This window comes from Actinomyces sp. zg296 (genome assembly GCF_009829695.1).
Lineage (GTDB): Bacteria > Actinomycetota > Actinomycetes > Actinomycetales > Actinomycetaceae > Actinomyces > Actinomyces marmotae.
In genome coordinates, this window is the sequence record NZ_VWPG01000002.1 from 427623 (window position 1) to 440835 (window position 13213).

At 70.7% G+C, this 13213-nt stretch carries 14 protein-coding genes; 10 read left to right on the forward strand and 4 right to left on the reverse strand.

The features are described from left to right. The first annotated feature begins 19 nt into the window (after nt 1-19). The 3 genes from dcd (at nt 20) to GVV76_RS02180 (ending at nt 4114) form a co-directional block, all read left to right on the forward strand. Entirely contained in the window at nt 20-628 is a 609-nt protein-coding gene (gene dcd, locus GVV76_RS02170; RefSeq protein ID WP_159522800.1) for a dCTP deaminase, read from the forward strand. Next, nucleotides 625-1752, forward strand: a complete 1128-nt coding sequence (locus GVV76_RS02175; protein ID WP_159624596.1) for a hypothetical protein — start codon at nt 625-627, stop codon at nt 1750-1752. The genes dcd and GVV76_RS02175 overlap by 4 nt, the downstream gene beginning before the upstream one ends. Nucleotides 1753-1945: 193 nt before the next feature. Beyond that, nucleotides 1946-4114: a sialidase family protein gene (locus tag GVV76_RS02180; RefSeq protein ID WP_159624598.1), complete on the forward strand. Its 2169-nt coding sequence runs from the start codon at nt 1946-1948 to the stop codon at nt 4112-4114. A 139-nt stretch (nt 4115-4253) separates the two neighbouring features. Here GVV76_RS02180 and GVV76_RS02185 read toward each other — a convergent pair whose 3' ends face one another. The 4 genes from GVV76_RS02185 to GVV76_RS02200 all read right to left on the reverse strand — a co-directional run bounded on the left by GVV76_RS02185 (nt 4254) and on the right by GVV76_RS02200 (nt 7666). After that, nucleotides 4254-4976: a 3'-5' exonuclease gene (locus tag GVV76_RS02185; protein WP_236263155.1), complete on the reverse strand. Its 723-nt coding sequence runs from the start codon at nt 4974-4976 to the stop codon at nt 4254-4256. 112 nt (nt 4977-5088) lie between these two features. Then, nucleotides 5089-5904: a serine hydrolase domain-containing protein gene (locus GVV76_RS02190; RefSeq protein WP_159624603.1), complete on the reverse strand. Its 816-nt coding sequence runs from the start codon at nt 5902-5904 to the stop codon at nt 5089-5091. Nucleotides 5905-5923: 19 nt separating this feature from the next. Then, a complete protein-coding gene (locus tag GVV76_RS02195; RefSeq protein WP_159624714.1) occupies nt 5924-6688 on the reverse strand; it encodes a nitroreductase family protein in 765 nt (254 codons plus the stop codon). A gap of 165 nt (nt 6689-6853) precedes the next feature. Beyond that, nucleotides 6854-7666, reverse strand: coding sequence for an exodeoxyribonuclease III (locus GVV76_RS02200; RefSeq protein WP_159522810.1), 813 nt, complete (start codon nt 7664-7666; stop codon nt 6854-6856). Nucleotides 7667-7763: 97 nt separating this feature from the next. On the opposite strand from GVV76_RS02200, the gene GVV76_RS02205 reads away from it, so the two are divergent. From GVV76_RS02205 to fbaA, 7 genes are all read left to right on the forward strand, one after another. Continuing rightward, nucleotides 7764-8588, forward strand: coding sequence for an SDR family NAD(P)-dependent oxidoreductase (locus GVV76_RS02205; protein WP_159522812.1), 825 nt, complete (start codon nt 7764-7766; stop codon nt 8586-8588). A 123-nt stretch (nt 8589-8711) separates the two neighbouring features. Further along, nucleotides 8712-9209 carry a thiol peroxidase gene (gene tpx / locus GVV76_RS02210; RefSeq protein ID WP_159522814.1) on the forward strand — a complete coding sequence of 166 codons (498 nt, stop codon included), beginning with the start codon at nt 8712-8714 and terminating at the stop codon, nt 9207-9209. 69 nt (nt 9210-9278) lie between these two features. Beyond that, the gene (gene pyrE, locus GVV76_RS02215) at nt 9279-9848 is read left to right on the forward strand and encodes an orotate phosphoribosyltransferase (RefSeq protein ID WP_159624605.1); all 570 of its coding nucleotides are present in this window, start codon (nt 9279-9281) and stop codon (nt 9846-9848) included. A 139-nt stretch (nt 9849-9987) separates the two neighbouring features. Continuing rightward, on the forward strand, nt 9988-10323 hold the full coding sequence (locus GVV76_RS02220; protein ID WP_159624607.1) for a helix-turn-helix transcriptional regulator: 336 nt from the start codon (nt 9988-9990) through the stop codon (nt 10321-10323). After that, nucleotides 10320-11159, forward strand: a complete 840-nt coding sequence (locus GVV76_RS02225; RefSeq protein WP_159624609.1) for an ImmA/IrrE family metallo-endopeptidase — start codon at nt 10320-10322, stop codon at nt 11157-11159. The genes GVV76_RS02220 and GVV76_RS02225 overlap by 4 nt, the downstream gene beginning before the upstream one ends. A 53-nt stretch (nt 11160-11212) precedes the next feature. Continuing rightward, nucleotides 11213-11863, forward strand: a complete 651-nt coding sequence (locus GVV76_RS02230; protein ID WP_159624611.1) for a TrmH family RNA methyltransferase — start codon at nt 11213-11215, stop codon at nt 11861-11863. 152 nt (nt 11864-12015) lie between these two features. Then, on the forward strand, nt 12016-13065 hold the full coding sequence (fbaA, locus tag GVV76_RS02235; RefSeq protein ID WP_159522824.1) for a class II fructose-bisphosphate aldolase: 1050 nt from the start codon (nt 12016-12018) through the stop codon (nt 13063-13065). The last annotated feature ends 148 nt before the right edge of the window (nt 13066-13213 follow it).

The following is a 13213-nucleotide window of genomic DNA, read 5'->3' on the forward strand; positions in this document are numbered from 1 at the left end:
CGCCTGGCACAATCGTCCCGTGCTCCTCTCCGACCGTGACATCCGTGCCCAGCTCGACGCCGGCCGCGTGGTCCTCGACCCCTGCGACCCGGAGTTGATCCAGCCCGCGTCCATCGACGTCCGGCTGGATCGCTCCTTCCGGCTCTTCGACAACCATCGCTACCCGGTCATCGACCCCGCGATCGAGCAGGATGGGCTCACCCACCTCATCGACGTCGGCCCCGACGAGCCCTTTGTCCTGCACCCTGGCGAGTTCGTCCTGGGCGCCACCTACGAGCGCGTCACCCTGCCCGACGACGTCGCCGCCCGCCTGGAGGGCAAGTCCAGCCTCGGGCGCCTCGGGCTGCTCACACACTCCACCGCCGGCTTCATCGACCCCGGCTTCACCGGCCATGTCACGCTGGAGCTCAGCAACACGGCGACCATGCCGATCAAGTTGTGGCCCGGGATGAAGATCGGCCAGCTCTGCTTCTTCCGACTGTCCAGTCCCGCCGAGGCCCCCTACGGCTCGGGCGCGCGCGGCTCGCGCTACCAGGGGCAGCGGGGGCCCACGGCCTCCCGCTCGCATCTGAGTTTCGACCGCCTGCGCATCGAGGACGCCGGCCTTCCCGTCGAGGCGTCCGAATGAGCGCCTCCTCGGGGGACCTGGCGGTCTCCCTGCCCGTCGACACCACTACCTTCACGGCTACCTCCATGCTGCCGGTCGGCCTCGTGGACTCCCGTCACCTGCTCCTCCTGGCCGACGACGTCGCCGTGGAGGAGATCGAGGCCCTCGCCCTGTCCCTGGACGAGCGCGCCGGCTGGGTCGGGGCCTCCCGCCTCCAGCTCTCCCCGGGCGCGGAGTTGCACGGACCGTGGCCCCTGGACGGCGACATGCGCCGGATTCTGGGCCTGCCCGACTGGGTCGCCCAGGTCATGCTCCTGGAATGCGCCCCCCAGCGCGCCGGCGCGCTGCCCCCCGAGCTCGCCGGCGTGGACCCGATGGCCGACGCCTTCCCCACGGCCATGCCCACCGGCGCCGAACTCGTCGCCCTCATCCACCTGCGCGCCATCGCCCGCCGCCTGGCCGGCGCCATCCGCCTGGTCGACACCTCTCCCGACGATGGGAATGCCCGCATCACCCTGGTGATCCCGGACCCGGAGTCCTCGGTCATGCTCGCCATCTACGCGCCGGTGTGGATCGCCCCCGACGCGCTGGCCGCCCTCCTCGACCCCATCGCCCCGGGCGCCGTGCCCGCCCTGGAGACCTCCGCCCCGGGTGGCGCGGTCGGCTTCGACGCCCTGTCCCACGACGACCTGGAGCGCCTCACCGAGACCATCGGTGCCGACGTCCTCGACGCGGTCTGGCGGCGCACGGAGCGCGAGCGGGCCCAGGCCGAGCGCGAGGAGGCCGAGGCCCTGGCCGCCGGCGAGGAGCTCGTCGAGTACCGCGAGGGCTACGCCGTCGTCGCCCCGATCGATGCGGCGGCCCCCGGCTGGGGCGGCATCGAGGTCCGCGTCGAGGGGACGAACGAGCTGCCGATCGCCGTGCGGGGGGAGCCCTGGGCCGTCGACGGCGTCGTCGTCACCTCAGTGGTCTGGCGGCCCGTCGACATCGCGGACGCCCACGCCCTCACCCTCAGCCGCACGCGCCGCCGCGAGCGCACCGCGGCGCGCTCGCTCATCGAGCGCGTGGCCGCCACGATCGCCCGCGAGTCGGGAGGCGTCATCGTCGACGAGGACGGCTTCCTCGTCGGCCTCGACATCCTCTGAGGGAGCCGAAGCCGTATCAGGTCGTCCACGCGAGACGGTTATTCCTGATGCCGGTTGACCTGTGCGGTTGCCATAGGCGTTGCTGATTTGACATCGATCCATATCTGGGCGTTATCGTCGTGATTGTCAGACGTCTGACACTCCCGTCCGCTAAGACCCCAGGCAACGTTGCCGAGCACTGAACGGATCCCCTATGAGAACTCATCACCTCCGTATCCCAGCGATCCTGGGAGCCGGTGTCATCGCGCTCACCGGGCTCACCATCGCCCCGACGGCGCAGGCGGCCAAGACCGCCGATGGCCGCATGGACATCGCTATCACCCAGGCCGGAGCCCCGCCGAACGGACTCTACCGCGTCGGAAGCACCCTCATGTTCGACATCCGGGTGACCAACCTGGACGCTGAGGCCCGTTCCTTCTCGGTCGACAAGACCAATCTGGGCGGAGATGTCCAGAAGTGCCGGTGGACCCGCATCGAGGCCCAGGCGAGTAAGGCGGACTGTGTGGGCTTCGCCACCCACACCGTCACGCAGGAGGATCTCGACAGGGGCTCCTTCACCCCGGAGATCTCCTACAAGATGCAGCAGCCCGCCTACAAGGGAGCGGTCCTCAACACCCCGGAGACCATCCGCGGAGCCACCGTCCCCATCAAGCCCGCCCCTCCTGGGAAGGACCTTCCCGAGGACCCGCAGGAGCCCGAGGAGGAGAAGGGCGACTTCCCCAAGGCTGAGCCCGCGCCCCTCCCGGACGCCTCGACGTCGCTGCCCGCCTCGATGAGCGACGGCACCGCGGTGGCCACGGGCACTGTCAAGAACAATGTCCGCATCCCCGCGATCACCACCGCGCCCAACGGTGACCTCCTCATGGCCTACGACCGGCGGCCGATCACTGGCTGGGACGCCTCCGGGGGCGATTCCCCCAACCCGAACAGCATCGTCCAGCGCCGTTCCACCGACGGCGGCAAGACCTGGGGCGCGCCCACCTACATCCACAAGGGTGAGACGGCGTCGAAGCAGACCCGCGTCGGGTACTCCGACCCCTCCTACGTCGTCGACTCGGCCACGGGGACGATCTTCAACTTCCACGTGAAGTCCTACGACGTCGGCTTCGTGGCCTCCCGGCCCGGCACTGACGCGCAGGCCCGCAACGTCATCCAGGCCGAGGTCTCCACCTCCACGGACAACGGCCACACCTGGACTCACCGCGTCATCACCTCGGACATCACGAACGACCCCTCCTGGTACTCCCGCTTCGCCGCCTCCGGCCAGGGGATCCAGATTCAGCACGGCGAGCACAAGGGACGCCTCGTCCAGCAGTTCACCATCCGCTCGGGCACCCCGGGCTCCTTCCAGCAGCGGGCTGTCTCCGTCTACTCCGACGACCACGGCGCCACCTGGAAGGCCGGAACCCCTGTCGGCACCGGCATGGATGAGAACAAGGTCGTCGAGCTCTCCGATGGCCGGCTCATGATGAACTCCCGCCCGTCCGCTGGCGCCAGGCTCCGCAAGGTGGCCACCTCCACCGATGGCGGCCAGACCTGGTCCGAGCCGGTCTCGGACAAGAACCTGCCGGATGCCATGAACAACGGCCAGATCATCCGCGCCTTCCCCAATGCCGCCCCCGGCACGGATCGCGCCAAGGTCCTCCTGTTCACCAACTCCCCGAACCAGACCGGGAATCGTGATCAGGGCACGCTCTCGCTGTCCTGCGACGACGGCGCCACCTGGACGCACAAGCTCTTCCGCAAGGAGTATGTCGGCTACACGACGCTGGCCGTGCAGCGCGACGGATCGCTGGGCCTGCTCAGTGAGGACGTCATCAACAAGAGGATCACCTACCGCAACTTCTCCCTGGCCTGGCTGGGCAGCGACTGCCCCGCCCTCAAGGACGCCCCGAGCCCGGAGCCGAAGCCCGAGGCGCCTCCCGCCCCGAAGGCCGGCTGGGAGCAGGATGGCGGCAACTGGCGCTACCGCGATGCTGAGGGCAACCTCGTGACCGGTTGGCTCAAGGATGGTGCCGCCTGGTACTACCTGCGGGCCGACGGGACGATGGCCACGGGGTGGGTCAAGGACGGCGGCGCCTGGTACCTCCTCCAGGACAACGGCGCCATGGTCACCGGCTGGGCCAAGGACGGTGGGAAGTGGTACCACCTGGGCGCCAGCGGGGCGATGACCACCGGCTGGCTCCGCCTGGCCGGCACCTGGTACCACCTGGGCGCCAGCGGGGCGATGACCACCGGCTGGCTCCAGGAGGACGGCTCCTGGTACTACCTGCGGGCCAATGGCGCCATGGCCACCGGTTGGATCACGGTCGGCCCGAGCCGCTACTACATGGACCCCGTCACGGGGGCCTGGCGCGGCTGACCGTTTCCGGCGGTGCCTGATCGGGGCCCGCGCGGGGCTGGGGACTCCCAGTCTCCGCGCGGGCCCCGACGCGTGGCGCCCAGTGGCGCTGATGCCCCCGAGTGGCGCTGGTGACCCCGAGTGGCGCGTCCTGCCCGCGCTAGTGGGCGCGGATGGCGTCGGTGGGGTCAGGCGCGGCGGCCCGCGTCCGGCCCCTCATCGCCAGGCGCGAGCGGGCGGCGTCGGCTCGCTGGTCATCCCAGCGCAGGCCGGTGAAGGCCGCGGCCGCGTCCAGGGCCTCCCCCCAAGCGGGGCGGTCCTGCCCGCGCTCGCGGCTTACCGCCAGGTAGTGGCGCAGCAGGCCAGCGCAGGCCAGGGCGTCGTCGAGCGCCGTGTGATGCGCCGCGAGGGGGACGCCGGCCGCTTCGCAGCAGGCGGTGAGGCGGCGCGACGGCGTCGTGAGATAGTCCCGGGCGCGGCGCATGGTGCAGACCTGGGGGATGGGCGCGTCGGCGTCGAGGATGCCAAGACTGCCCAGCGCGTGGCTGAGGAAGCCGAGGTCGAATCGGGCGTTGTGCGCCACGACGACCCTGCCGGCGAGGTCCCGGGCGATGAGGTCCGCCAGATCGGCGATCCGTGGCGCCCCGATCACATCTGAACTGGTCAGGCCGTGAATGAAGGTCGGTCCGACCTCGCGGGTCCCGTCGGGGCCCGGTCCGGGGTCCACCAGGGAGGTCCAAGCGCCCTCGATCCCGCCGCGTGCGTTGAGGTGGACGAGGCTGATCTCCAGGATCGCGTCCGCGCTGGGGGATAGGCCCGTGGTCTCCAGGTCCACGACGGCGTAGCCCGGCCCTAGCGGTCGGGCGGAGGCGGAACTGGACATCCCCCGCATGCTATCCGCCCCCGCCCCGCCCCCTTTCATCGAGACCGGTCGAAAATAGGAGCGAGACCGGTCCGCGAACCGGTCTCGCTCCTATTTTCGACCGGTCTCGCGCCTATGGGAGGGCGAGGATCTGGTCGTTGAGCGCGGTCCAGGCGCTCCGGTGCGTCTGACCGAAGGGGCGCTCGCCGAGGAAGACCGCCTGGCGCCCGGCCACCGGGTCCACCCAGATGAAGGAGCCCGACTGCCCGAAATGCCCGAAGGTCGCGGGCGAGTTCCCCATGCCGGTCCAGTGCGGCCGCTTGTCACCCCGGATCTCCACCCCCAGGCCGAAGAGGTTGGGGCTCTGCCTCCCGTATCCGGGCAGGACGCCGGCCAGGCCGGGGTAGACGGGGGCGCATGCCCGCTCGGCGAGCCCGGCCCTGAGCAGGCGGGGGGCGGCGAGCTCACGGGCGAAGACCGACAGGTCGCGGGCGTTGCCCTGCCCCGAATGCGCCGGTGAGCCGGGGATGAGCACGCTGGCCATGCCCAGGGGCTCCAGCACGGTGGTTTCCACCCAGGCCTCCAGGTCCGTGGCCGTGGCCTCGGTGAGGCGACGCCCCAGGACCTCGATGCCCCGGTTGGAGTAGATACGCCGCGTGCCGGGGGCGGCGAGCACCTCGCCGGAGTCGGGGGCGACGCCGCTGGCGTGGGCGAGCAGGTGGCGGATCGTCGCGCCGTCCAGTCCCTCGCCGGCGGGTTCGTCGAGGCCGAGCATGCCGCGCTCGACGGCGATGAGCGCCGACCAGGCGACGATCGGCTTGGTCACAGAGGCGAGGGGGAAGACGGTGTCGATCTCGCCCGCTTCGGCGATGACCCGGTCGCCTTCGGTGACGACCAGCGCCGTCGGGAAGTCGAACAGCCCCAGGGCGGGGAGCAAGTCGTTGATCATCTGCGCCTCCTCATCCGCCTCAGTGGAGGCAGAGCCGCTGGCGGTGCAGGACGTCGAGGATCGGGGCCTGCGCGGCCCGCCCCTGCCCGACCGCCCGCGCGATCTGCTCAGTGAAACTGTCCACGCGGCGCGAGGCGTCCCGAAGGTCGTAGTACTCGGTGACGCGCTCATCGTAGGCGGCCAGCTCGGCGTCGTGCTCCTCCAGCGGGGGATAGGAGTCGATGCCGACGGTGATCCGCTCCGGCAGGCGCGGCTTGTACTGCGGCTCCTGCGCCGGGTGGCCCACGAGGAGCCCGAGGAGGGGGAAGGTCCGCTCGGGCAGCCCCAGGGCGGCGATGAGCCCGGCGGGATCGCCGAGTATCGAGCCGAGGTAGCAGGTGCCCAGGCCCAGGGACTCCGCGGCCGCCACCATGGACTGTGCGGCGATCATCGTGTCCTGGCATCCCTGGAGGAAGGCGTGGGCGCGCTCCAGGGGCTCCAGCGAGGCCCCGGCGCGCTCACGGATGACGGCGTTGCGGTGCAGGTCGACGACGAGCACCAGCAGCTCACCGCGATCCCCTCCCACGTAGGGCTGCCCGGAGGCGGCGTGGACGGCCTCGCGCACGACGGCGTCGCGCACGCGGATGATGGTCGCCTGCTGGAAGTAGGAGGACGTGGCCGAGGCCCGCGCGACGCTCAGCAGGGTCCGCATGACCTCCTCGCCCACCGGCTCGTCCGTGAAGGCGCGGATCGTGCGGTGCGCCAGGAGCGCGTCAATGGTCGCGTTGCGCACGGGGGCCGTCATCGGCTCGCGCAGGGCCCCGGGCGCGGTGGATGTCGACGGCGCGGCGGAGGGGGCCGATGACTCAGTTGGAAGGGGTGTCGCGGCGCTCATGCCACGAGCCTAATCCGATGTGCTGGCGCTCGTGGGCCGCGAGGCCTCGGCCAGTACGGCGCCCGGCCCGCCCGGTCAATCCACATCCACGATGACCGGCACGTGGTCGGAGGCGCCCTTGCCCTTGCGCTCATCGCGGTCGATGAGCGCGCCCGCCACCCGCGCCTCGAAAGCGGGGGAGCCGTAGACGAAATCGATGCGCATCCCCTCGTTCCTGGGGAAGCGCAGCCTCTGGTAGTCCCAGTAGGTGTAGTTCGTGACGCGCTCGCGCGTGGCCTCCACCATCCCCAGCGCCTCGAAGGAGCCGAAGGCCTCCCGCTCGGGGGCCGAGACATGCGTGGCTCCCTCGAAGGCGGCCATGTCCCACACGTCCTCGTCGCGGGGCGCCACGTTCCAGTCGCCGACCAGTGCCAGTGGGAGGGAGGGATCGGCTGCGAGCTGGGAGGCGACCTCATCCCTCAGGGCGGCCAGCCAGGCGAGCTTGTAGGCGTAGTGCGGGTGGTCCAGCTCGCGCCCGTTGGGAACGTACAGGCTCCACAGGCGCACCGGCGCCCCATCCCCCAGTGCCTCGCCGACGGTCGCCCCCAGGGCCCGCGCCTCTACAACCGCCTCAGCGCCCTCACTCGCGGCCCAGGCCGGCTGCCCGGCGAAGGACTCGGCGACGTCGGTCAGGCCCACGCGCGAGGCGATCGCCACCCCGTTCCACTGGTTCAGGCCGTGGATGGCGAGCTCGTAGCCCGCCGCCTCGAAGGGCTCGCGCGGGAACTGATCCGGGCGGCACTTGATCTCCTGCATGGCGAGGGCATCGACGCCGTGGCGCTCCAGTACGCCCACGACCCGATCGACTCGGGTGCGGATCGAGTTGACGTTCCATGTGGCGATGCGCATGGAAGGAGGCTACCGGCCGGAGCGCGGCCCTGACCCCGGGTGGGGCGCGCGGCGCTCCCTTCCCGGGCACGGCGGGCCCTGGCGCTAGCCTGATGTCATGGGAACCGCACTCATCACCGGAGGCACATCGGGCATCGGACTGGAGCTCGCCTGGCAACTCGCCGAGGCCCATCATGACCTCGTGCTCGTGGCCAGGGACGCGGCACGGCTCGCCGCCGTCGCCGAGGAGATCCACCAGGCAGCGGGCGTCGGTGTCCAGGTGATCGAGGCCGACCTCTCCGTCCCCGAGGACCTCGAGCGCGTGGCTTCTCGCCTGCGGGACGGCGTGACCGGCGCCGTCGTCGGGGCGCAGGGCGTGCACAGCGCCGAGCAGGTGGCGGCCCGTCCCATCGACCTGCTCGTCAACAATGCCGGGTTCGCCGTTGGCCAGGCCTTCGTCGGCGGCGACCTGGGCCAGGAGAGGCGCGCCCTCGACGTCATGGTCGGCGCCGTTATGACCCTCACCCACCAGGCCCTTCCCGGCATGGTGCGGCGCGGGCACGGCGCCATCCTCAACATCGCCAGCATGACCGCACTGACAGCCATGGGGACCTACGCCGCTCACAAGGCCTGGGTGCGGACCTTCACTGAGGGGATCGCCTCCGAACTGGTGGGCACCGGGGTGACCGCCACCGTCGTCAATCCCGGTCTGACCCGTACCGAGTTCCACGACCGCGCCGGCATGGATGGCTCCCACTGGCCCGAGGTCATGTGGCTCGACGCCGCCGACGTCGCCCGCGCCGCGCTCGCGGCGGTGCGCCGGGGCCAGGTCATCTGCACGCCGTCGGCCCGTTACCAGGTGGGCAACGCGGCGTTGAGGCTGGCGCCGAGATGGTTCGTGCGCCGTGTCGCCGGGCACGCCTCGGCGGCCACCCAGTACTGAGCGTGCTCACGCCCGCTGCCACCGCCCCGGTGGGCGGCCCCGCCCCGGTGGGGCCGATGCGCGCCGGTTCGCGGTAGGCGGACTGGGCTCGATGAAGGACGATGGTCCTGCCATGATGGCGGCATGGCTCAGATCACCCTTCATGGAGACCTCATCACGACTACCGGAACCCTGCCCGCCGTGGGGGCCGAGGCTCCCGCCTTCGAGCTCGTCGGCGCCGACCTCGCCCCGGTGACGAGCGAGTCTCTGCGCGGCAAGCGCCTCGTGCTCAACATCTTCCCGTCCATTGACACCGGCGTGTGCGCCTCCAGCGTGCGCGAGTTCAACAAGCGCGCCGCCTCCTTGGGCAACACCACCGTCCTGTGCGTCTCGGCGGACCTCCCCTTCGCGCACGCCCGTTTCTGCGGCGCCGAGGGAATCGAGAACGTCGTCACCGCCTCGAGCTTCCGTTCCACCTTCGGCCACGACTACGGCGTGACCATCGCCGACTCTCCCATGGCTGGGCTGCTCTCACGCGCCGTCGTCGTCCTGGACCCCCAGGGCACGGTTCTCCACGCCGAGCAGGTCCCCGAGGTCGCGCAGGAGCCCGACTACGAGGCCGCGATCGCCGCGCTCTCCTGAGCCCAGGCCCCATCCGGGTCCCGGCCGCCCAGACGGGAGGCCGGGACCCGGATCGTCTAACCTTGGGGTGTGAGCACCAATGACCCTCAGCGCGCCCGCCTGGCCGAGCTCGTCGGCGAACTCGCCGTTGTGCGAGGCGCCGTCACTCTCGCCTCCGGCCTGACCTCTGATTTCTACGTGGACATGCGCCGCGCCACCCTTCACCATGAGGCCGCCCCCCTCATCGGCCACGTCATGCTCGATGTGCTCGAGGAGGCGGGCCTGACCACCGAGGACTACGACGCCGTCGGCGGCCTGACCATGGGGGCGGACCCGGTGGCCACCGCCATGCTTCACGCGGCCGCCTCGCGCGGCCTTGAGCTCGACGCCTTCGTCGTGCGCAAGGCCGCCAAGGACCACGGCATGAAGCGCCGCATCGAGGGCCCGGGTGTGGAGGGGCGCCGCGTTGTCGTCCTGGAGGACACCTCCACCACCGGTGGCTCCCCGCTGGAGGCCGTGGAGGCCCTGCGCGAGGCCGGTGCTGAGGTGCTTGCCGTCGCCGTCGTCGTTGACCGCGCGACCGGTGCCCGCGAGCGCATCGAGGCCGCCGGCGTGCCCTACCACGCCGCTCTGGGCCTGAGCGACCTCGGGCTGGGCTGAGCTCGCGGTCCAGTCCACGAGTGCTTGTCATCGTGCGCTCTGCTCGTGGACTGGACGCCCGGGTTCGCCAGGCTGATGTGGCGTACTCCGTCTTCGCCCCATCTTTCGATAATCGAAACTCGCGGGTACGCTTGAGAGTATGGGCTCCATCGGTACGCGCATCAAGGAGACGTTGGCTGAGCGCGGCCAGACTCAGGCGGCTCTGGCTGCCGCCGTCGGTCTGAGCGAGTCGGCGATGTCCAAGGCCCTCGCCGGGACTCGCTCCTTGTCATCGATCGAGGCGGCGCTCATCGCCGAGCATCTTGGCCTCACGATGCACTGGCTCGTCACCGGTGAGGCGGATCCCTTCGAGGTCCGCGCGGCTGCGCGCCACAGTTATGACCGGCCCACGGGCACCTATTCGTGTGATCCCTCTGCTGATCGGCGGGTGCTTGAGGACATCGCCCTGGTCTACCGGCAGGTGCATTCGGCGTGAGCGGCCTGAGCGTCCAGCGGGCTGCGGCTGAGGCTCGCTCTGCCCTGGGGGAGGGCTTCGTCTCCTGCTTCTACGACCGGGTCGAGGACGCCCTCGGAGTCGAGGTGATCGTTGTCCCGCTGTCCGAGGACGGGTGCTCGCTGACTCTCGGGGGGCACAAGGTCATCGTCGTCGCTGCGACGGAGCACTGGTACCGGAGCAACTTCACCCTCGCCCATGAGCTCGGTCACTTCCTCGTCGAGGGTGCGTCCTCATTGGGCGGTCAGGAGGCCGAGGACATGGCGAATGCCTTCGCGGCCGACCTGCTCATGCCCGTGGAGCGTGTCGGTTCCGTTGACTGGGGGCGGGCGACGGCCGCGACCGTCGCCCAGTTGTGCTGGGAGTTTGGAGTGTCCACCCAAGCCCTGGAGGTCAGACTGAGGTACCTGCGTGTGACGCCCGGCGACGAAGCGCGCTCGGCGTTGGCCAGATCGACGGCAGTGCTGCTGAGGAACTCGCTCGCATCATCGGTGGCGTCGCCTGCCGATGTGTCTGCGCGTGTGCAGTACTCCGCTCGCCGTCGGTTCCCTGAGCGGGTTGTCACGGGGCTGCGCCGTGCGGTCGCGGACGGAAAGGCTCCCCAAGCATCGCTCTGCTGGGTGCTCGGCCTGCCCGCGCAGGAAGAGCGCGACGACGACGATGAGGCGGTCGACTCTCACGGGCTCGACAGGAACCAGGCACACGAGGCACTGGCCACCTTGAGGAAGCACGACCGTCACGTCCGCCCCGACGGGTTACGACCAGATCGTCGACGACCTGTGGGAGAAGCAAAGACAACGTGGGACGCAGCGCCGTGACTGATGATGTTCAAGAGGCATACGGTCCCGGCGGGAGCGACTACTGGGCTGGCATGCCGCCTGAGGAGGACCGGCCGGCGGATGACCGGGAGGTCGGCGTCGGGCCCTGGCCCGGGGGAGAGGGCGCCTGGCCCAAGGACCCCCGTTACGACCCCGAGCTCCTGCGCGAGGGGGACCGGCGCAACGTCGTCGATCGCTACCGGTACTGGAGGGTGGAGGCCGTCCGCGCCGACCTCGCCTCCCGCGCCCACCCGCTCCAGGTGGCCATCGAGAACGTCAGCCAGGACCTCAATATCGGTTCCATCGTGCGCAGCGCCAACGCCTTCAACGTCTCCGGCATCCATATCGTGGGGCGGCGCCGCTGGAACCGTCGCGGCGCTATGGTCACTGACCGCTACCTCGACGTGCGCCACCACCCCGGACCGGAGGGCCTCCTCGCCTGGGCGATCGCCGAGGGCTATGAGCCGATCGCCATCGACAACGGCCCCGGCTCGACGCCGTTGGAGCAGGCGCGCCTCCCCGAGCGCTGCCTCATGATCTTCGGGTCGGAGGGCCAGGGCATCAGCGAGCAGCTCCTCGCGGGCTGCTCCCGCCTCCACCGGATCGGCCAGTACGGCTCCACCCGGTCGATCAACGTCGCGGCGGCCGCCGCCGTGGCGATGCATGCCTGGGTCCTCCAGCACGGCGGTCCCGCGCCCGACTGACCGCGCATCCGCCGGTGCTACCGGGCTGCCGCGCTGCCGCGCCCGAGTCGGAGTGAGCAGGGGTCCCGGGACCATCGCCCGGTACCCGATCGACCTGATCCGTGGAAGAATCAGTGCCGCACCATTGCCACATCTCACCCAGGAGGCACCCAGTGGCCATCGCTACCCCGGAGTCGTACGCGGACATGCTTGATCGCGCGAAGGCTGGCAAGTACGCCATCCCCGCCATCAACGTCACCTCCTCCCAGACTCTCTCCGCCGCCCTGAAGGGTTTTGCCGACGCTGAGTCGGACGGCATCGTTCAGATCTCCAACGGCGGCGCCGCCTACTGGTCCGGCTCCTCCCGCGCCGACAAGGTGAAGGGCTCGATCGCCTTCGCCGCCTACGCCCGCGCCGTCGGCGACCTCTACCCGGTCCAGATCGGCCTGCACACCGACCACTGCCCCAAGGCGATGCTCGAGCCCTGGATCATCCCGCTCCTGGAGATCGAGGCCGAGCAGGTCAAGCGCGGTGAGCTCCCGATGTTCAACTCCCACATGTGGGACGGCTCCGCCGAGTCCCTCGACGACAACATCGAGATCGCCGTCGACATGCTCGCCCGCGCCAAGGCCGCCAACGTCGTCCTCGAGATCGAGATCGGCGCCGTCGGTGGCGAGGAGGACGGCATCAAGGGCGAGGAGAACGCCAACCTCTACACCACGGCCGACGACGCCTGGCGCGCCATCGAGGCCCTGGGCCTGGGTGAGAACGGCCGCTACATCACCGCCCTCACCTTCGGCAACGTCCACGGCGCCTACAAGCCCGGCCACGTCAAGCTCCGCCCGGAGATCCTCGGCGAGATCCAGGACGACGTCGCGAAGCGCCTCGGCGACCGCCTGTCCACCAAGGTCGGCACCCAGGACTCCCCCTTCGACCTCGTCATGCACGGCGGCTCCGGCTCCACCGACGAGGAGATCGCCACCGCGGTGCGCAACGGCGTCATCAAGATGAACGTCGACACCGACACCCAGTACGCCTACACCCGTCCGGTGGCCGACTGGATGCTGAAGAACTACGACGGCGTCCTCAAGATCGACGGCGAGGTCGGCAACAAGAAGACCTACGACCCGCGCGCCTGGGGCAAGGCCGCTGAGAACGGCATGGCCGCCCGCGTCGTCGAGGCCTGCGAGCGCCTCGGCTCCGTCGGCTCCGCCAAGCGCTGACCAACCGCGCGGAGCGCTGGATGTGAGCGCGTCACCCGGCTGACGCTCCCATCCGGATGACAGGCGGCCCCGATGCCCATGCGGCATCGGGGCCGCGCCGCTCCGCCGCGGGCCAGGGGCCCGAGCCCCTTGCTGAGCCGCGGCGCGG